This is a genomic window from Sinorhizobium sp. BJ1, from assembly GCF_002531555.1.
GTDB lineage: Bacteria > Pseudomonadota > Alphaproteobacteria > Rhizobiales > Rhizobiaceae > Sinorhizobium > Sinorhizobium fredii_B.
Genome location: NZ_NWTH01000004.1, coordinates 389448 through 408824 on the forward strand (window position 1 = coordinate 389448; position 19377 = coordinate 408824).

The window sequence follows — 19377 nt, forward strand, 5'->3', positions numbered from 1 at the left end:
CCATGTTAGCGGAAAGGTCGCTTCGGGGGAAAGAGGCGACATCCTGCCATGAACAACCCGCTCGCCGGGCGCTTCAACGCGTGCAGGATGATGATTTGGGATCGCGCATTTATCATACATATGCGTGAGGTGCATGGCTCCCATGCGCCAATGTATCTTTCTCTATTGAAATAATGGGTTATAAGCGCGCCAACGAACACGGACGAACGTCCGGCAGTTCAAAAGACTGCAGTTCCGAGATAATTGGTCGTCTGTTCTCCTCCTCCCTCAAGGTGGCCAATTTCGGAACGGTAGAGCCCGCTCGAGCGCTCCTCCTCCTCAAGCTCGCGGGCATGGTCGGTCACAAGCCGGCCAGCAGGCGATGCTTCGGCATCGCCTTTGTTTCGAAAAGGCCGCCCGCCATGATGGATCGGGCGGCCTTTTTCGTTTGTTGGTCTATCGAGCGCCGAAGTTGCACCACGGTAGGAAGCGCCACGCGAGGCGGTGCTGTCGAGGATATGGAGGAAGCCTATTTCGTCAGGTGGATCGTCACCCAGCCGTTTCTCCAGATCGTCCGCACATGCTTGAGCCGCTGGGCGTTATAAGCTGCAAGCACCTTCCAGCGCTGTTCGGCGAGGATGCCGGAAAGGATGACCGAGCCGCCGGGCGCGAGATTGGCGACGAGTTGGGGCGCCATCTTCATCAGCGGCCGCGCCAGAATATTGGCAATGACGAGATCGAAAGGACCATGCGCGCCGAAGGCGGTCGAATGAAAGCCGGGCGCGGTAGCAAAGGTCAGGCCGGCGACGACGCCGTTGCGGCGCGCATTCTCGCTGGCGACGCGGGTCGCGATCGCATCGATATCGGTCGCAAGCCCCGGCACACGCAGGAGCTTCCAGGCGGCAATCGCCAGCACGCCGCTCCCGGTGCCGAGGTCGAGGACGTTGCCGATACGGCGCGAGCGTGCCACGCCGGCAAGCATTTCCAGGCAGCCGGCGGTCGTGCCGTGATGGCCGGTCCCGAAGGCCTGACCCGCATCGATTTCGATGGCGATCTCGCCGGTCTTCACCTTGTCCCGGTCATGGGAGCCGTGGACGACGAAGCGGCCGGCGCGCACCGGGGCGAGGCCCTCCAGCGACCTGGCGATCCAGTCGATCTCCGGCAGGACCTCACGCTCGATGGGAAGGTGGGAAAAATCGGCGGCGAGCGCATCGGCAAGGCGGGCCCTCACACTCGCCTCTTCGTCCGCCATCATATAGACAGAGGCTTCCCAGACGTCGCGCTTCTCGTCGATCTCCATGGTCGCGACCGCGTAACCCTCGTCTTCGAAGTTCACGCTCATGACGTCGAGAACGGCTCCCGCCTGCGTCTCGGTGGTGGTGACGAAAAGACGTATCTCGCTCAAGGTTTTTTCCTTTGGCTGCCTGGCGGCAATTGCGCGTCTCGATCAGGCGCGCGGGTTTCGCCGCTAACATGATTGGCGCACAAACGCAAAGCGCCGGAGTGACCGGCGCTTTGGATGGAATGACGCTGCCATCAGCTCTTTACGAGATTTTCAAGCTTCGTGACGGCCGTCTCGGGGTTTTCGCCATAGGAGATCGTGCCGCGGAACTTTCCGTCGGCGTCGAGCAGGAAGACCGAGGCCGTATGGTCCATGGTGTAGTCGCCGTCGGGCTTGGCTTCGTCGACCGGGACTTTCTTGTAGTAGACCCGGTAGCCTTTGACCATGTCCAGCACCTTGTCCGGCGGGCCGGAAATGCCGGTGATGCGTTTCGACACGTTGGAGACGTACTGACCGAGGATTTCCGGCGTATCGCGTTCCGGATCGACCGTGATGAAATAGGCCTGCAGGCTCTTGCCCTCGGGATCGACCTTTTCAAGCCAGCCATTCAATTCGAACAGCGTTGTCGGGCAGACTTCCGGGCAATGGGTGAAGCCGAAGAAGAGGGCGGTCGGCTTGCCGGCGAACGCCTTCTCGGTGATCGGCTGACCGTTCTGGGCGACCAGTGTGAAGGGCACGCCGAAGGGGCCGGCAGACGCCTGTTGTTTCGACTGGGTCATGTCGTAGGTGAGCCAACCCAGGAGGGCCACCATGACGAGGATGGCTGCCCAAAGGGCGATGCGTATTGACTTCATCATTGCCACCGGACTGTTGCGGCCGATTGTCGGCCGTCGATGAACACGAGGCTTTGATAGCGCTTCGGCAGCGGCGGTGCAAAGGCACAATTGCCGCAGGCGTTTCCTCGCTCAGCGGTGGCGGCTACTCCCGCCCTTTGCCCCTTTTTTTTTCAGAAGCACCAGGAAATGCCCGCCTGCGCGAGCGAGAGGAAGATATCCGCCCCATGGGCGATCCAGCCCTGGAAGGCGAACAGGAAGACGAGCGCGAGCGCGCCCGTGAGGAGGGCGAGGACGAGAGGCGAGAGCGACTTTTTCATGTCTGTACGCATGAGACGATCATAGCATCCTGAAACGGCAAGGAAAGAGTGGTCCGATCAACCCATTGGAGGAAATGGCCCCTTGTATTAGCGAATGTTTAAGGTCTCTTTGACACTGTCGGCAGACGCGGAGAAGTGCACCACTTCGACATGACATGAGGTCATCCGGTTGATCGAGCCCGGCTATCCGCATCGATCGCAACGGAGGACCGCGCTCGCGTCGGGCAGGTCCATTTGCCACGGACTGCCACTCAATGATCACTTCTCCTTCTGAAAAGCGCACCCTCTCGGTCAGCCAGCGGCTGGCGACGCTCGCGGCTGCGGCCTTCCTCGGCTTTGGCTCCCTGCTTGGAGTCGGATTTTACCAGAATAGCCGCTCGGAAGTTGCGCTCCAGAAGGCAATCGTCGCAGAGGACGGCATGAAAACGGCCGGGGCAATGCGGTTCGCGAGCATAGGGTTGGTGCTGATCGCGATGGATTCGATCATCGATCGCGACGAGCGCAAGATCCAGCCGGAACGGGCAGCACAGATAAAAGCGTCTCTCGAACTGCTCGACGCGAAGACGCCAGAACTTGAAATCCTGGCGCGGCTGCTCGGCAAGTCCGAGCTTCTCGCGAGTTTCGAATCCGATCTCGCCGCACTGCGCAAGGCGATCGAAGTGGACCTGAAGGGATTGGTGGAGGCGGGTGCGCCGGCGAGGGATTTCGCTCGTCTGGACGACGCGATCGACGGCGGCGGCGAGCGCATGAATTCCCTGCTGACGGAAATCACGAACGCCGCGGCCAGCCTCGCCACGGAGCGGACCGAGGAGGCGCGGGTCGCCTCGAGCAACGCACTCATTTTGCAAACGGTCGTCGGTTTCCTGGCCATGGGTGGCATGCTGGCGCTGATCTGGTTCCACGGAAACGCGCTTCGCCGCGGGATCCTTGGCCTGCGCGACAGCATGCGGCGCATCCATTCGGGCGACCTCACATCGGCCGTGGCAGCCCTCGATCGTGGCGACGAGATCGGCGAGATGGCCCGCTCGGTGGACCTGTTCCGGACCGCGGCGACGGAAAAGCGCTCCCTCGAACAGCATGCCGCCGCAAGCCGAGACGAGATGGAAAAGGACCGCGAGCGCCAGGCCGTCGAGCGCGAGCAGGTGGTCGGTCGCATAAAGGCCGCAGCGGATGCTCTCGGCCGGGCGCTCAATCAGCTTGCCGAAGGCAATCTCGCAGTCGCGATTCGCGAGCCTTTCGAGGAGGGGCTCGACACGTTGCGCCGCGACTTCAACAACACGGTCGAACGGCTCAGCCATGTTCTGAGCAATGTGAAGGAGAATGTGGTCTCGATTGACTCCAACGGCCGACAGATGCGCAGCGCCGCCGACGACCTGGCGCGCCGGACGGAAAGGCAGGCGGCATCGCTTGAGCAGACGTCGGCAGCATTGGAAGAGATCACAGTTACCGTCAAAACGGCGACCGACCGCGCCGAAGAGGCAAGTCGTATGGTCGGCGAGACGCGCGTCAACGCCGAAGAATCGGGCCGTATCGTCGGTGAGGCCATCTCCGCCATGGCTCGTATCGAGGGGGCATCCAACGAGATCGGCAAGATCATCAACGTCATCGACGAAATTGCCTTCCAGACCAATCTCCTGGCGCTGAACGCCGGCGTCGAGGCCGCGCGGGCCGGCGAGGCTGGCAAGGGCTTCGCCGTTGTCGCCCAGGAAGTCCGTGAACTCGCGCAACGTGCGGCGGGTGCCGCGAAGGACATCAAGGCGCTGGTGTCGCGCTCAGGCACCGAGGTCGAAACCGGCGTCAAGCTGGTCCAGGCGACCGGCGACGCGCTCGGACGCATCGGGGCAAATGTCGTGCGCATCAACGAACATATGAGCTCTATCGTGCAGGCGGCGCGCGAGCAGTCGACCGGGCTCAACGAGATCAATGCCGCAGTCAGCCAACTCGACCAGATGACGCAGCAGAACGCCGCAATGGTCGAACAGACCAATGCGGCGAGCCATACCCTCGCACAGGATGCTGAGAAGCTCAGCGATCTTCTCAGCCAATTCCGCAACGGACGGGTCAGCGAGACGGCAATGCGGGTTGCCGCTCCAGCGACGGCAGCGCCGTCGATCAAGCCAAGCCCGGCAAGGTCGAACGCTCAACCCGGCGCAAGCAAGGCAGTGGCCGCAAAGTCCGTTGCGCTTCGTCAGCCGGCGGCAGCGCAGGCATCCGCCCGTCCGGCTCCATCTCCCGCCAAGGCTCTCATGGGCAAGCTGGCGGGCGCTTTCGGCAACACATCGGCCTCCGTGCCCTCCGTCACGGCCTCCGGTGACAATTGGGAAGAATTCTGATCATGAGCAACGCAATCAAGCAGTCTGGCGCCTATCTCGAAATCGTCTCCTTCCACCTCGGAGACCAGGAATTCTGCATCGATATCATGGCGATCCGCGAAATTCGTGGCTGGGCACCGGTGACGCCGATGCCGCACACGCCGCCCTACGTGCTCGGTCTCATCAACCTCCGCGGCGCGGTGATCCCCGTCATCGACATGGCGTGCCGCCTCGGCATGAAGATGACCGAGCCGTCGGAACGTTCGGCGATCATCGTCACCGACATCGCCGGCAAGCTCGTCGGCCTTCTGGTCGAGCAGGTTTCGGACATGATGACGATCCGCAGCGAAGACCTGCAGCCGGCGCCGGAAATCATCCCCGAAGCCCAGCGCGCCTTCTGCCGCGGCATCGTCGCGCTCGAGAAATCGATGGTCTGCTTCCTCAACCTCGATACCGTCATTGCCGACGAACTGTCCCAGGCCGCATAGGCTTGAACGCAAGCCATGTTTTCCCCAAAGGGGCCTGCTAAAGCGGGCCCCTTGTTGCATGAGCCTCATCGCAGCGGCGCAGGTCGAGCGAGGGGCAATTCCGGATCGCGCTGAGATGAGCGAGCGTGACGAGTTGTCGAGCGCTGGCGAGGAACACCTGCACGGGAAACGAGTTATGGCAAGTGCAGCATCGGTGAGGAGGTCCTATATTGATAGTTGCAGCATCCGTTGGAGCTGGATGCTGCAACGGACACAGGAGCAATGCCATGAAAGTTTTTCTGAGAACATCTTTCGCTGCATTTGTCCTTTCATCCGCCCTCGTCGGGGCTGGCGTGCCGGCCCTTGCGAATGGCTTTTATCAGGGCATCGACCCGCATCATCCTCCGGGAGCCCAGAACAGAGGGTCGGTGTACGTCCCTATGGTTGAGAGCCCGTATTACGTCGAGCCCAGGGTCTATGTCGATCCAGCGCCGACCGGCAGCATCTACGTCGATCCGGCGCCGACGGGCAGCATCTATGTCGAGCCGGTGCCGATGCGCCGCTTCGGCGGATCGCCTTCCCAGGTCCGTGAGCATTACGAGAATGAGTACCAGGGTGGCGGTCAGGGCGACTACTACCAGGGTATCATCCCTCCGGCACCAGTTCCCTGAGCGGCCAAAGGCCGGCAAGCAACGCCGACCCCTGCCGTCAAACAACGAACTTGCCACTCGACGACCAGACGTCGACGAGCCGTCGTCTGCCATGGGCGTCAAGTTAAAGTTGCTTAATCTGTATCACGGTAGCATGAGCAAACGTGACGAAACATTGACTGTGCGGAGGAAGCCGAGGCTCCGAAAGGTGTTATCCTGGTAACTGCAGCATCCGCTAGGAGGCCGTATGCTGCTACTGTTGCATCCGTCAGGAGGCGAGGATGCTGAACGGAGATAGGAGTTAACGTCATGAGATTTTCTCTGAAAACGTCATTCGCCGCATTCGCCCTCTCGTCCGCACTTGTTAGTGTTGCCGTACCGGCCTTTGCAGACAGTTATTACCAAGGGATCGATACGAATAATCCTCCGGGAACGCAGAACCGTACGCGAGTGCTGATGCCCCGAAGGGCCGCCCCGTCGAATGTCGATGTCATGCCTACGGGTAGCATCGACGGCCAGCGTGTTTATCCGAGCGGCGGTGCTACCTATAGGGAAAGATACGAGACGGGCGAGGGCCAATATTACCGCGGTATCTTCCCGCCGACACCCTGAAGGTCTGGAGCTATCGGGCCTGGTCTCCGGACCGGGTGGTTCAGCCAGGTTCGCTTTGAAGCACCCCTACTGCCGCCGCGATTGATCGCGGCGGCAGTGTCTATTGGGGGCGGCCCTTTTCCCAAGTGACGGTCTGACCGAAGAGCGGCACGGTCGTGATCGACATCTTGGCAGACCCGTCGGTCAATTGGCGCGAGTGCGCAAGATAGATCAATGTGTCATTGGCCTTGTCGTAGATGCGGGTCACGAGCAGATCCTTCCAGATCAGCGACAGGCCGGAACGGAAGACTTCCTCTCCCTCGTTCGACAGATCGATATCGCCGATGGCGATCGGCCCGGTTTGGCGGCAGGCGATCGAGTTATTCGAGGGATCCTCGAACCAGTTGCCGTTCTTCAGGCGATCGATGACGCTGCGGTCGAAATAGGTGACGTGGCAGGTGACGCCGTTCACCTTCGGATCGCGCACGGCGTCGATCTTGATATCGTTGCCGATCCAGTCGACGCCGACTTTGCCCACCGTCTCGGCGCGAACAGGCAGGGTGGTCGCGGCCATCAAGGACAGCGAGGCAGCGATAAGCAGGGTGCGGGTGCGGCGGAACATGGGTATCCTCCAATGAACGGCATCGTTCACATAGGTGGTCGCGTCGGCAATGCAAGACGCCGGATCCCGTGCTGCTTGGCCTCTCATGCAGTCTGGCGCAACTGCTCCCGGTGAGTGTCGGCTTCTCTGAGTTGCGCGGCAGCCGCTGCAAGTGCGCGGGCGCTCGCATCGACTTGGCGATGCCTGGCGATCGAGCAGCGATCGCGGCCATCGGCCTTGGAGTCATAAAGTGCCAGATCCGCGCGGATCATCACGTCCATGATCGTGTCGCCGGCTAATGCGGCAGCGATGCCGATGCTGACCGTCAAGCGGATGCGCTGATGCGCGCGGCCGACTGGCGTGTCGCGTACGGTGCGGCAGATCGCTTCGGCGACGGCTGTCGCCCGCTCCTCCGTATGGTCCGGCAGCACGATCCCGAATTCCTCGCCCCCGATCCGCCCAAAGATACCGCGCCCGTCGAGGAATGCGGAAACGGTCTCGACGAAATGGGCGAGCGCCATGTCGCCGCAAGCGTGGCCGTAGTGATCGTTGATCTGCTTGAAATAGTCGAGATCGAGCTGGAGGAAGGCAGCCGGGCGATGACGGGCAAGGCAGTCGGCGATCGTGCGTTCTCCGTCTTCGATCAGCGCTCTGCGCGACAAGGCGCCCGTCAAAGGGTCGCGGGCGAGCATTGTTCTCAGGCTGGCGATAACGCGGTTGTCAATCGTCAGGATCACGGCGACGAAAAGGGCGGGGAGGAAGAATATCTGCAGGAAGGCGAGGGAGAATTCGAAGGCGAGCGCTGCGGCGGAGAAGGGGGCGTCAGGGGACGCTTCGGGCGCGGACCCGACGGCGTGAACGAGCCCCGTAAGGGCAACCGCCAGCAAGCCGGTTGCCACGGCTCGAAATGCCGGCTTTTCCCTGGCCCCTCCGTCAAGGATTGGCAGGCCGATGACGACAAGGAGAGCCGCGCCGCAGCCGGCGATGACGAACATGCGTACGCCGAAGCTGTCTTGACCGCCCAGATCGACGAGAAGGCCGGCCGCGGCGGCCGCAAATGCGAGCGTGGCACAGAAGCCGATGGAGACCGACTGGTCGACGAGCCGGCGAAGACCAAGAAGAATGGCGAAAAAGGCAGCTGTCATCGCCGCATGGCCGGGTATCGCGACGAGGGGGACGCTGAACGACGTCGCCGCCGTCAGCAGAGCAATTGCAATCGCCGATAGTGCACAGGCGATCGAGAATTCCCGCGCCCCTGCTGTCTCGGAGCTTCGCAGGCTTAGAAGGGCGGGCAGAAGTGCCAAATGCGCAATGACCGATATGGCAGGGAAAATGCTCATTTCGAAACGGCCTGTCGTGCTAAAATGAAGCGGATGGCTTTCGGGCCAGCCGTATGCGTGATGAAATTCGTAGCGGGGCCGTGTTAACGAAGGCCGGCCAAATTCGCTGCAATTTTAGCGTTTAGCTTTTCTCGCATTGGTTGCGATGAAATTTTTGAACGGAACAATGGATTCGGGTCGAGGAGGGCTGGGCTTTCGCTCAATGCATGGACGGCGAAGGGCCGATCACGTTTCGCGAAGTGCCTCGGTTCAACTCGTCGGACGATGGTCCGGAGCGTACGCCATGTCCCATGAGAGCCTTTGCTTTGCAGACAGGGTCGATGCCGGCCGAAGACTCGCCGCGGCGATAGGACCGGAGGGCTTTGCCGATCCGCTGGTGATGGCGCTGCCGCGCGGCGGCGTGCCGGTTGCCTTCGAGGTGGCGGCGATCCTCGGTGCCCCGCTCGAACTCCTGATCGTGCGGAAGATCGGTGCTCCCGGACATGCCGAATTCGGTCTCGGCGCGCTCGTGGATGGCGACGAGCCGCAGCTGGTCCTCAATGCCGAAGCGATGCGCCTCGTCAGTCCTTCCAAGGAATATCTCAAAGCCGAGACGGCGCGTCAGCGCCTCGAACTGGAGCGCCGCCGCAGGCTTTATCTGGGGGATCGGCCGCGCATTTCGCCGGAGAAACGCAACGTCGTCATCGTCGACGACGGGATTGCCACCGGCGGGACAGTAAGCGCTGCCGTTCAGGCACTCCGGAAGGCGGGCGCTGCGGCGCTGATGATCGCCGTTCCGGTGGCTCCGCCGAGTGCGATCGCCAGCCTCCGCCGTCAAGTCGACCGGGTCGTCTGCCTCGCGACGCCCCATCCCTTCCATGCCGTCAGCATCTACTACGACGATTTCGAGCAAACCACCGACGCCGAGGTGATCGCCCTCATGGGGCGCGCCAAGGGGGAGGGCCCAGGAAGCGCAGAGGGAAACGGCTCGACGGGTTCAGATGAAATTGAGTGATGAACGGCACGCGGCTGGCACATAGACCTCGCCGATATCAACGGTTATGCTGCGCCCCCGTAACGGCCTTTCCGGTGGGGTCTGCAATGAGCGTAAACCTATCCATCCGCCCGCTCGTCCGGAGCGATTACGACCAGTGGCTGCTGCTTTGGGAAGGCTACAATGCCTTTTACGGACGCTCGGGCGAAAGCGCTCTCGCTCAGGACATCACCTACATGACCTGGTCGCGCTTCTTCGATGCCTATGAACCAATGCATGCCCTGGTTGCCGAGAGCAAGGGCCGGCTGGTCGGGCTCACGCACTTCATCTTTCACCGTACCACCACGGCAATCCAGCCGAATTGCTATCTCCAGGACCTCTTCATCAACGAGGCGGCGCGCGGCAGCGGGGTCGGGGAGGCGCTGATCAACGGGGTCTTCGAAGCGGCAAGACGAGCCGGCACGTCGCGCGTCTACTGGCTGACCCACGAGACGAACCTCAAGGCGATGCGCCTCTACGACAAGGTCGCCGAGAAGTCCGGCTTCGTGATGTATCGGATGGTGATTTGAGGTCGCCCCGTCACACTCTTTCGACAAATCCATCCAGCACGCGCTTCTGACCGGCGCGGTCGAAATCGATCGTCAGCTTGTTGCCTTCGATCGCGGCAATGTTGCCGTTGCCGAATTTGAGATGGAAGACGCGGTCGCCGACACTGAAGCGCGAGGGTTCCGCGGTCGTCGACTTGGCGATGAGTTCGCCTTCAATGGTGCGGGTGCGGGGACCTGACTCGCCGTAGCCGATGCGCTCGACGGCGTGACCGGAGCGGGTACCCCAGTTGTCGCGGGTGGCGTCTGTGCGGTGCTGCTGGGCGCGTTTCCAGCCGGGCGTCTGGTAGGTGTTCTCGAAGGGGTCGGCCTTGTCGAAGCGCGATTGGCCGTAGCCGCCGCGATTGTAGCCGCCATAGGAGACGTCCTGCTCGGCAACTTCGATATGGTCAATCGGCAGTTCGTCCAGGAAGCGCGAGGGCATCGTCGACTGCCAGAGGCCATGGATGCGGCGGTTCGAGACGAACCAGATATGGCAGCGGTGCTTGGCCCGGGTGATGCCGACATAGGCGAGGCGGCGCTCCTCCTCGAGGCCGGCGCGGCCGCCTTCGTCGAGGGCGCGCTGGTGTGGGAACAGCCCTTCCTCCCAACCCGGCAGGAAGACGGTGTCGAATTCCAGGCCTTTGGCCGAATGCAGCGTCATGATCGACACGGCATCCATGTCCTCGTTCTGCTCGGCATCCATGACGAGCGCGACATGCTCCAGGAAGCCGCGCATCGATTCGAAGGCCTCCATCGAGCGGATGAGTTCCTTGAGGTTTTCGAGCCGCCCCGGCGCTTCGGCGGACTTGTCGGCCTGCCACATGGCGGTGTAGCCGCTCTCGTCGAGGATCTGCTCGGCAAGCTCCGTATGCGGCGTCGTTTCGAGCAAAGTCTGCCAGCGGCGGAAATCGGTGACGACGTCGAACAGCGCCTTGCGTGCCTTCGGCTTCAGCTCGTCGGTGTCGATGATCTCGGTTGCGGCGGCAAGCATCGGAATGTCGCGGGCGCGAGCATAGTCGTGCAGGTTGCGAACGGTGGTATCACCCAGGCCGCGCTTCGGCGTGTTGACGATGCGCTCGAAGGCGAGGTCGTCGGCCGGCTGGCAGACGAGGCGAAAATAGGCCATGGCATCGCGGATTTCCAGCCGCTCGTAGAAGCGCGGGCCGCCGATAACGCGATAATTGAGGCCGAGGGTGACGAAGCGGTCTTCGAATTCGCGCATCTGGAAGGAGGCGCGCACCAGGATCGCGATGTCGTTCAGCTTGTGCTTCTGGCGCTGGAGCTGCTCGATCTCCTCGCCGACGGCGCGTGCTTCCTCTTCCGAATCCCAGGCGGCGTGGACATGCACCTTCTCGTCGTCCGGATGGCTGCGCTCGGTGAAGAGCGTCTTGCCAAGCCGGCCCTCGTTGTGGGCGATCAGATGCGCGGCGGCGCCGAGGATATGTTCGGTCGAGCGGTAGTTGCGCTCGAGCTTGATGACCTTGGCTCCGGGGAAATCCTTCTCGAAGCGGAGGATGTTGTCGACCTCGGCGCCGCGCCAGCCATAGATCGACTGGTCGTCGTCGCCGACGCAGCAGATGTTGACGTGGGGCTTCCCTTCCGCCGTGCCGTGGGATTTCCCCTCCGCAACCCCTCCCCACAAGGGGGAAGGGCTAGACTGACGCGCCGCCGTGTCCTCATCTCTCGCGTGCGATGTGGAAAGGGAGGAGGCCGCACGGCCTTGCCCCTCCCCCTTGTGGGGAGGGGTTGGGGAGGGGTGTTCTTGAGGCGAAACTTGGTGTTTTCCCCGCGACCCCTGGTGCCGCTGCGCCAAGAGCCGCAGCCACATATATTGCGCCGTATTGGTGTCCTGGTACTCGTCGACGAGGATGTAGCGGAACTTGCCGTGATAGTCCTTGAGCACGTCCGGATTGGCGCGGAACATCCGGATCGGATGCAGGAGCAGGTCGCCGAAGTCGCAGGCATTCAGCGTTAGCAGCCGGTTCTGATAGGCGGCATAGAGCTCGCGGCCCTTGCCGTTGGCGAAGGCGCGCGCGTCGCCTTCGGGGATGTGCGCCGGGTCGAGGCCCTTGTTTTTCCAGGTGTCGATCATGCCGGCGAATTGCTTGGCCGGCCAGCGTTTGTCGTCGAGGCCTTCCGCCTGGATGAGCTGCTTGATCAGGCGGACCACGTCGTCGGTATCGAGGATGGTGAAATCGGACCTCAGCCCAACGAGTTCGGCATGGCGGCGCAGGAGCTTGACGCCGATCGAGTGGAAGGTGCCGAGCCAGGGCATGCCTTCGACCGCATGGCCGACGAGCACGCCGATGCGCTCCTTCATCTCGCGCGCCGCCTTGTTGGTGAAGGTCACGGCAAGGATCTGTGACGGGTAGGCGCGGCCGGTCGAAAGAATATGAGCGATGCGGGTGGTCAGCACGCGCGTCTTGCCGGTACCGGCGCCGGCGAGCACCAGGACCGGCCCCTCAAGCGTTTCGACGGCTTCGCGCTGTTCCGGATTGAGTCCGGAGAAATAGTCCGGCCGTTGGGTTTTGTCGCGGGCGGCCATGGCGCGCGCGGCGATGCCGCCGGCGGCAGGCGCGGGTTTGCGCGGCGCCGGCTCCTCGTCGAAGAAGGGAATGTCGTCGAAACCTTTGCTCATGCGGCCCAATGTAGTGATTCGGGACCGAAAGGCCAGAAAGGATGTTCCTCTTTTATTCCGGAGTCTCGTCGCATCCGAGCAAGCCTGTGGAAAGACTGGCGTTTTCAGGAGCGCGCTTTGACGTCGCTATCGATCGGCCATGGCGTCGAAGACCGGATCGACAGGAACCTGCAGCGCGGTCGCCAGCTGGTTGGTCTTGGCGGCCAGCGAAATGACGCGCAGCAGATCGGCGTGCGCGGCCTCGCTCATGCCCTTCGCCTTGGCGGCGGCCGTATGCGAATGGATGCAGTAGCCGCAGCCATTGGTGACGGAGACGGCGATATAGAGCATTTCCTTCACCAGCGGATCGAGCGCCGAGGGCGTCGCCATCACCGCCTTGACCTCCGCCCAGGTGCGTTCCAGGAGGTCCGGATCGAAGGCGAGCCAGAGCCACATATTGTTGACGAAGTCCGATTTCCGGGTGGCGCGGATATCGTCGAAAACCGCCTTCACGCGCGGGTTGGCTTCCGGATCGGACGGCGGGGCGACGGTGCTCATGCTGCCTCCTTCTCGCGGTTCCTAGACGAGGGCGAACACGCGCGCCGGACCGCCGGTGCCGCCGCGGTGCTTCGGCGCGCCGAGAACGAGCGTCGCGCCCTTGGCCGGCAGCCTGTCGAGATTGGCTGCAGCCTCCAGCCCCCAGCGGCCCTCCGGCAGCCAAGCGCGGTGGGTGGCGAAATCTGGCGATATGCCGTGATCGAGCGAGAGCGTGTCGACGGCGATCCCGGCCGCCTTCGTTTCCTCGAGCAGGAACTTGGCGGTTTCGACGTGGAAGCCCGGAAAGTGCAGCTTGCCCTCGCTGTCCGGGTTGCGGAACTTGTCCGTACTCACATGCGCCGACCAGCCGGAGAGCATGGCGACGCAGGCGTTCTCCGGGATGTCGCCGTTGGTGGCGATCCATGCCTTGATTTCGTCCGGCGTCACCTGCGCGTCCGGGTCGGCCGCGGCCTTCTCGCGAATGTCGACGACGCAGAGCGGCACGATGAGCTTCTCGACCGGCAGTTCGGCGACCGAAAGACCATCGACAGAGAAATGCAGCGGCGCGTCGACATGCGTGCCGGTGTGTTCGTTCAGCCGGAGCTCGAACAGGTTGAACGTGTGTTCGGCATAGTTGAATTTCTGCTCGCGGAAGAATTGCTGCTGGCCGAAGAAGGTCGGGAACTCTTCATGGAGTTCATGGGTGAGGTCGGTGGCGCTGGCATGGCCGGCTGCGAGCGCCGACGGCGCTATTCCCATCCCGGCGGCTGCAACGCCCGCTGTTCCCACTGCGGTGGCGCGGAAGAAGCCGCGTCGCGACAACATCTGCTGCTTTACCGATTCGATCACGCATGCATCGCACATGTGCTTTCTCCCCGCGCTTCAACGTCCGGCTTCAGCGGCAGAATAGCCGAGCCGCGGCGGCTGTAAACCCTGGTTATCCGGTGGAGCTGAGCGCTGGAGCGCCATGATGCGGACATCAAATTCTGCTTTCATTACAAATGCGTAATGATGGCGTTCCGAGATTGCCCGAAGGCGCGCTAATAACGATACTCTCGACAACTCGGAACGTTCCGCCGGTACGCGCCGCGCTGGAGCGCGTATCTTATTCGGAGACATGAATGCGCTTTTTGAAGCAACTGGCGATCAGCCTCGTCGTTCTCGTCGTCGGGGGCGCCGTCTGGGTGCGCTTTGTACCCGGAGCGGGAGAAACTCTGGGGGCGATCGGTGTTTCGCATCCGCTGATCGATGCGCTTTCGGGATCGCAAGGGGGGGAAGGCGCCGCAGGACAGCGCAATGGCGGGCGCGGAGAAGGTGGGCGCGGCGGCTTCTCGGACGGGGCGCTCGTGGTCGTGAGGCCGGCGGAAAGCGCGATCGTCAACGACCGCCTGAACGCCATCGGCAACGGCGAAGCCATCCGTTCGGTTACGGTGACGCCTGCTTCGACGGGCAATCTCACGGAAATCCTGGTAAAATCCGGCGACCGGATCGAGGAAGGCCAGATCATCGCGCGGCTTGACAACGACGAGCAGATGATTGCCGCCGAGCAGGCCAGGCTGACGCGTGACAGCGCCCGGGAAAAGGTCGAGCGCTATCGCAATCTCGGAACGGCGCGCGCGGTGACTGCGGTCGAGGTCCGCGACGCGGAGATCGCCATGCAGGCGGCCGAACTGGCGCTCAGGACGGCAGAACTGGATCTCAAGCGGCGCGACATCGTCGCGCCTTCAAAGGGCATCGTCGGCATCATCACCATCAATGTCGGCGACTACGTCACCACATCGACGCCGATCGCAGTCGTTGACGACCGATCGCAGATCCTTGTCGACTTCTGGGTGCCGGAACGCTTTGCCAGCAAGATTTCCGTCGGGCAGCCCGTCACGGCGAATGCAGTGGCGCAGCCCGGGCGGCAGTTGGACGGCGCCATCCATGCGATCGACAACCGTCTCGATCAGGCGAGTAGGACGCTCAGGGTGCGAGCGCGGCTGGAGAATCCGGACGACATGCTGCGCGCCGGCATGTCCTTTTCCGTCATGATGGCCTTTGACGGCGATCGTTACCCGACCGTCGATCCGCTGGCAGTCCAGTGGAGTTCGGAAGGGTCCTATATCTGGCGCGTCAATGGCGACAAGAGCGAACGGGTGCCGATCAAAATCATCCAGCGCAATCCCGACAGGGTACTCGTAGAGGCGCAAGTCGCCGAGGGCGACCGTATCGTGACGGAGGGTGTGCAGCGGCTGCGCGATGGCGGCGCGGTCCGCATCGCCGGTGAAGCGAGGTCCGAGCGCGAGCAGAAGGTGGCGGAGGACACGCAATGAACATCGGCATAGGCGGCCACCATGGCAGTTCGGCCGGCGGGCAGGGCGGAAAGACCGGCTTCACCGCGCTCTTCATCCGCCGGCCGATCTTCGCGCTCGTCGTCAACATGCTGATCGTGGTCGCGGGTCTTGCCGCCTGGAACGGCATCGAAATCCGCGAGCTGCCGCAGGTCGACCAACCGGTCATATCGGTCACGACGGAGTTCGAGGGCGCCTCGCCCGAGACGATCGACCGCGAGGTGACCTCGGTCATCGAAGGCGCTGTGTCGCGCGTCCAGGGCATCAAGGGCATCTCCTCTTCGTCGTCGTTCGGCCGCAGCCGCGTGACGCTCGAATTTTCCGACACGACCGACATCGGCCAGGCGGCCAACGATATCCGCGACGCGCTCGGGCGGATCACCGGCCAATTGCCGGATGACGCGGAGGAGCCGCGCATCGTCAAGGCCGATTCCGACAGCCAGCCGATCATGCGTCTGGCGCTGACCTCCGACACCATGTCGATGGAAGACATGACTCTGCTGGTCGAGAACGAGATCAGCGACCGGCTGGCGGCGGTCGAGGGCGTCGCCGATGTCACCGTCTATGGCGACCAGGAGAAGATCTTCCGCATCGACCTCAATCAGGCCAAGCTCGCCGGGCGCGGCGTTACCGTCGCCAATCTGCGCGAGGCGCTTGCCAATGCCTCCTATGATGTGCCTGCCGGGTCGCTGACGAGCGCCAGCCAGGATATTTCGGTGCGCGCGACGGCGGACCTGCAGACGCCCGAGCAGTTCGAGAACCTGATCCTCGGCAGCAATGTCAGGCTTCGCGATGTAGCGACGGTGACCCTTGGCCCGGACACGGGCAGCTCGGCACTGCGCTCCAACGGCCGCCAGGGCATCGGCCTCGGCATCATCCGCCAGGCCCAGTCGAACACCGTCGATATTTCCGAAGGCGTGCGCAAGGTGGTCGATACGATCTCCTCGGACATCCTGCCGCCGGGGACCGAGCTCAAGATCACCAGCGACGATGCGGTGTTCATCAATGGTGCAATCCATGAGGTGGAGATTGCACTCGGCGTCGCCGTCTTCATCGTCACGCTGGTGATCTATCTCTTCCTGCTCGACTGGCGCGCGACGCTGATACCGACGATCAGCATGCCGATCGCCCTGATAGGCACCGTGGCGGCGATCTATCTCGCCGGCTTTTCGATCAACATCCTGACGCTGCTCGCGATCGTGCTTGCGACCGGCCTCGTCGTCGATGACGCGATCGTCGTCTTGGAAAACATCGTGCGCCGCCGGGCGGAGGGGCTGGGTCCCCGCGCGGCCGCCGTGCACGGGACGCTCGAGGTCTTCTTCGCCGTTCTGGCGACCACCGCGACACTGGCGGCCGTCTTCGTGCCGCTTTCCTTCCTGCCGGGGCAGACCGGTGGGCTTTTCCGCGAATTCGGCTTCGTGCTCGCCTTCTCGATCCTGCTCTCCTCCTTCGTTTCGCTGACGCTCTGCCCGATGCTTGCCTCGCGCATGCTGACCAGCGAGGCGCATCCGCACCAGGGTCCGATGGCCCGTTTCGGCCAGCGCGCAGCAGCCTTCTATCGCGTCACGCTCCGGGCCTGCCTCAATGCGCCGCTTGTCGTCTTCACGGTTGCCGCCTTCTTCACTGTGGCCGGGGCGGCGGGCTTCATGACGCTGAAGTCGGAGCTGACGCCGAACGAAGACCGCTCGCAGGTGATGCTGAGGATCAACGCGCCGCAAGGCGTCTCGCTGGAATATACGCAGGCACAGATGCGCCGCATCGAAGATGGCCTGCAGCCGCTGGTCAAATCCGGCGAGATCACCAACGTGTTCTCGATTTCGGGCCAGGGCGGCTCTGCCAATAGCGGCTTCATGGTGCTGACGCTCGCCCCCTGGGAACAGCGTGACCGAGCCCAACAGCAGATCGTCGCCGACATCAACAAGGTGACCGCCACGGTTCCCTCGGTGCGGGCCTCCACCATCCAGGCGAACAGCCTCGGTATTCGAGGTGCGGGCAGTGGTCTCCAGGTGGCCCTGGTCGGCAACGACTACACGAAGCTCGGCGATGCGTCGGCCAAGCTCGTCCGGGCGATGGAAGATACCGGCCGCTTCGAAAACGTGCGGCTGAACTACGAGGCCAACCAGGCGCAATTGTCCGTGACGATCGACCGCGAGCGCGCCTCCGACCTCGGCGTCGACATCAGTGCCCTTTCCTGGGCGATGCAGGCGATGCTCGACGGTAGCAGCGTCGTCGACATCTTCGTCGAGGGCGAGGCCTATCCGGTCAAGCTGCTCTCCTCCACCACGCCGCTCAACGACCCGACCGACCTTCAGAACATCTTCGTCAAGGCCGGCGACGGTCGGATCGTGCCGATGTCGTCGATCGCAACGGTCGAGGAGAAGGCGGTGGCGCCGCAGCTTGCGCGTGAATCCCAGCTTCGCGCCGTTTCGCTGTCGGCCGGCTTGAAATCGGACCTGGCATTGGGCGAGGCGCTGTCGATGGTGGAAGAGATGGCCGAGCCGCTGCTGCCGCCGGGGTCGCGGATCATGCCGCTTGCGGAAGCCGCGACGCTCGACGAGAACGCCAGCGGCCTGTTCATCACCTTCGGCTTTGCGATCGTCATCATTTTCCTGGTGCTGGCGGCGCAGTTCGAAAGCTTCGTCAGTGGCTTGATCATCATGTCGACGGTGCCGCTCGGCCTTGCCTGCGCCGTCTTCGCGATGATCATGACCGGCAACACGCTGAACATCTATAGCCAGATCGGCCTCGTCATGCTTGTCGGCATCATGGCGAAGAACGGCATTCTGATCGTCGAGTTCGCCAACCAGCTGCGTGACCGCGGTCAAGACGTGCGCAGCGCCATCGAGAACGCCGCCAATATCCGCCTCAGGCCGGTCATGATGACGATGATCGCAACAATCGTCGGCGCCGTGCCTTTGGTGCTGGCGAGCGGCGCGGGGGCGGAAGCGCGCATCGCCCTCGGCTGGGTGCTCGTCGGCGGTCTTGGACTTGCGGTGATCGTCACGCTCTATCTGACCCCGGTCGCCTATCTCGTCATCGCCCGCTTCACCAGCCCGCATGCGGACGAGGAGCGCAAGCTGCACGAGGAAATGGATGCGGCGGCGGCGTTCAAAGGTTGAGGGACGGACTCCGAGACGTCAGCTCAGGATGTCAGCGAGATTCTCCGGTTTTCGGCCCGTGCGATTGAGATCGAGGCCGGAGAGCAGGTCGTGCAGGTGATCCTTCATCAGTTGGGCGGCCGTGTCGGAATCGCCGGCCTCGATGGCGTCGACAAGGGCATGATGTGCGTGGCTCTCGCAGGTCGTGTCCCTACGCCGCCAATAAAGAGCGATGATCAGTGAGGAGTGGGACACGAGATCGCGCACGAAACCGGTCAGGACGGATTGATCGGCGATTTCGGCAACTCCGACGTGGAACATGGCCGACAGCATGATGGCGTCGCTGTCGCGGCCGGCGTCTAGCGCCGCATGCTCCCTTTCGAGATGGCCGCGGAGTAGAGTCACGTCCTCGGTCCTGGCAACCTGGGCGGCGAGTGCGGCTACTCGGGGCTCGATCAGCGCACGGGCCTCGAATACTTCGCGTGCCTCCTTTGGCGACGGCTGCGCGACGAAGGCACCCCGATTTGGCTCCAGGCGCACCAGCCAGTCGTGGGCAAGGGCCTGAAGCGCGGCGCGGATGACAGTGCGGCTTACCGAATAGATCGAGGCGAGTTCATCCTCCGGCAATTTCGTGCCTGGTGCCAGTCGATGGCTGACGATTGCATCCCGCAGACCGTGATAGATCGGTGACCAGCGCGCCGCCGGTTTCTTGTGATCTCTTTCGGGCCTGAGTGTTGTCAACATGTTCATCGTCTGGTGAGCTTGCCTCATGCGGTACGCTGACCAATACGTTCTGCGCTTCCGACTCGAAGCTCGAGAATTCTCACAGGGTGCCCTCGTCGGTCAATCCAGCCAAT

Annotated in this window: 17 protein-coding genes; 8 read left to right on the forward strand and 9 right to left on the reverse strand. The window is 63.0% G+C overall.

Annotated features, from left to right (window positions below; translation table 11 throughout):
- Positions 1–508: 508 nt before the first annotated feature.
- The 3 genes from CO676_RS07960 to CO676_RS07970 form a co-directional block, all read right to left on the reverse strand.
- Positions 509–1384: a 50S ribosomal protein L11 methyltransferase gene (locus CO676_RS07960; protein ID WP_014765144.1), complete on the reverse strand. Its 876-nt coding sequence runs from the start codon at positions 1382–1384 to the stop codon at positions 509–511.
- Positions 1385–1515: 131 nt separating this feature from the next.
- On the reverse strand, positions 1516–2115 hold the full coding sequence (locus CO676_RS07965) for an SCO family protein (RefSeq protein WP_014765143.1): 600 nt from the start codon (positions 2113–2115) through the stop codon (positions 1516–1518).
- 152 nt (positions 2116–2267) lie between these two features.
- The gene (locus CO676_RS07970) at positions 2268–2414 is read right to left on the reverse strand and encodes a hypothetical protein (protein ID WP_179875415.1); all 147 of its coding nucleotides are present in this window, start codon (positions 2412–2414) and stop codon (positions 2268–2270) included.
- A 254-nt stretch (positions 2415–2668) separates the two neighbouring features.
- Between CO676_RS07970 and CO676_RS07975 the strand changes: the two genes are divergently transcribed.
- The 4 genes from CO676_RS07975 (at position 2669) to CO676_RS35950 (ending at position 6455) form a co-directional block, all read left to right on the forward strand.
- Positions 2669–4747, forward strand: coding sequence for a methyl-accepting chemotaxis protein (locus tag CO676_RS07975; RefSeq protein WP_097520215.1), 2079 nt, complete (start codon positions 2669–2671; stop codon positions 4745–4747).
- 2 nt (positions 4748–4749) lie between these two features.
- A complete protein-coding gene (locus tag CO676_RS07980; protein WP_097520217.1) occupies positions 4750–5214 on the forward strand; it encodes a chemotaxis protein CheW in 465 nt (154 codons plus the stop codon).
- Between the two features lie 266 nt (positions 5215–5480).
- Positions 5481–5864, forward strand: a complete 384-nt coding sequence (locus CO676_RS07985; protein ID WP_097520219.1) for a hypothetical protein — start codon at positions 5481–5483, stop codon at positions 5862–5864.
- 288 nt (positions 5865–6152) lie between these two features.
- Positions 6153–6455, forward strand: coding sequence for a hypothetical protein (locus tag CO676_RS35950; protein WP_097520221.1), 303 nt, complete (start codon positions 6153–6155; stop codon positions 6453–6455).
- Positions 6456–6555: 100 nt separating this feature from the next.
- On the opposite strand, the gene CO676_RS07995 is transcribed toward CO676_RS35950, so the two are convergent.
- Both CO676_RS07995 and CO676_RS08000 read right to left on the reverse strand, forming a co-directional pair.
- The gene (locus CO676_RS07995; protein WP_097520222.1) at positions 6556–7056 is read right to left on the reverse strand and encodes a CreA family protein; all 501 of its coding nucleotides are present in this window, start codon (positions 7054–7056) and stop codon (positions 6556–6558) included.
- An 83-nt stretch (positions 7057–7139) separates the two neighbouring features.
- The gene (locus tag CO676_RS08000; protein ID WP_097520224.1) at positions 7140–8375 is read right to left on the reverse strand and encodes a GGDEF domain-containing protein; all 1236 of its coding nucleotides are present in this window, start codon (positions 8373–8375) and stop codon (positions 7140–7142) included.
- A 283-nt stretch (positions 8376–8658) separates the two neighbouring features.
- Between CO676_RS08000 and CO676_RS08005 the strand changes: the two genes are divergently transcribed.
- Positions 8659–9369: a phosphoribosyltransferase gene (locus CO676_RS08005; protein WP_014765135.1), complete on the forward strand. Its 711-nt coding sequence runs from the start codon at positions 8659–8661 to the stop codon at positions 9367–9369.
- Positions 9370–9455: 86 nt separating this feature from the next.
- Positions 9456–9917 (forward strand): GNAT family N-acetyltransferase, encoded by a 462-nt coding sequence (locus CO676_RS08010; protein ID WP_014765134.1) that lies wholly within the window; start codon positions 9456–9458, stop codon positions 9915–9917.
- Between the two features lie 10 nt (positions 9918–9927).
- Here the strand turns inward: CO676_RS08010 and CO676_RS08015 are convergent, their stop codons facing one another.
- The 3 genes from CO676_RS08015 to CO676_RS08025 form a co-directional block, all read right to left on the reverse strand.
- Entirely contained in the window at positions 9928–12573 is a 2646-nt protein-coding gene (locus CO676_RS08015; RefSeq protein WP_097520359.1) for a UvrD-helicase domain-containing protein, read from the reverse strand.
- 126 nt (positions 12574–12699) lie between these two features.
- Positions 12700–13110: a carboxymuconolactone decarboxylase family protein gene (locus CO676_RS08020; protein WP_097520226.1), complete on the reverse strand. Its 411-nt coding sequence runs from the start codon at positions 13108–13110 to the stop codon at positions 12700–12702.
- Between the two features lie 21 nt (positions 13111–13131).
- Positions 13132–13953, reverse strand: a complete 822-nt coding sequence (locus CO676_RS08025; protein WP_097520228.1) for a cyclase family protein — start codon at positions 13951–13953, stop codon at positions 13132–13134.
- 257 nt (positions 13954–14210) lie between these two features.
- Here CO676_RS08025 and CO676_RS08030 point away from each other — a divergent pair, with 257 nt between their 5' ends.
- Together CO676_RS08030 and CO676_RS08035 are read left to right on the forward strand one after the other, a co-directional pair.
- Positions 14211–15404: an efflux RND transporter periplasmic adaptor subunit gene (locus CO676_RS08030; protein ID WP_097520231.1), complete on the forward strand. Its 1194-nt coding sequence runs from the start codon at positions 14211–14213 to the stop codon at positions 15402–15404.
- The gene (locus tag CO676_RS08035) at positions 15401–18541 is read left to right on the forward strand and encodes an efflux RND transporter permease subunit (RefSeq protein ID WP_014765129.1); all 3141 of its coding nucleotides are present in this window, start codon (positions 15401–15403) and stop codon (positions 18539–18541) included. Before CO676_RS08030 ends, CO676_RS08035 begins: the two co-directional genes overlap by 4 nt.
- A gap of 18 nt (positions 18542–18559) precedes the next feature.
- On the opposite strand, the gene CO676_RS08040 is transcribed toward CO676_RS08035, so the two are convergent.
- Positions 18560–19270 (reverse strand): GntR family transcriptional regulator, encoded by a 711-nt coding sequence (locus CO676_RS08040; protein ID WP_161623540.1) that lies wholly within the window; start codon positions 19268–19270, stop codon positions 18560–18562.
- Between the last annotated feature and the right edge of the window lie 107 nt (positions 19271–19377).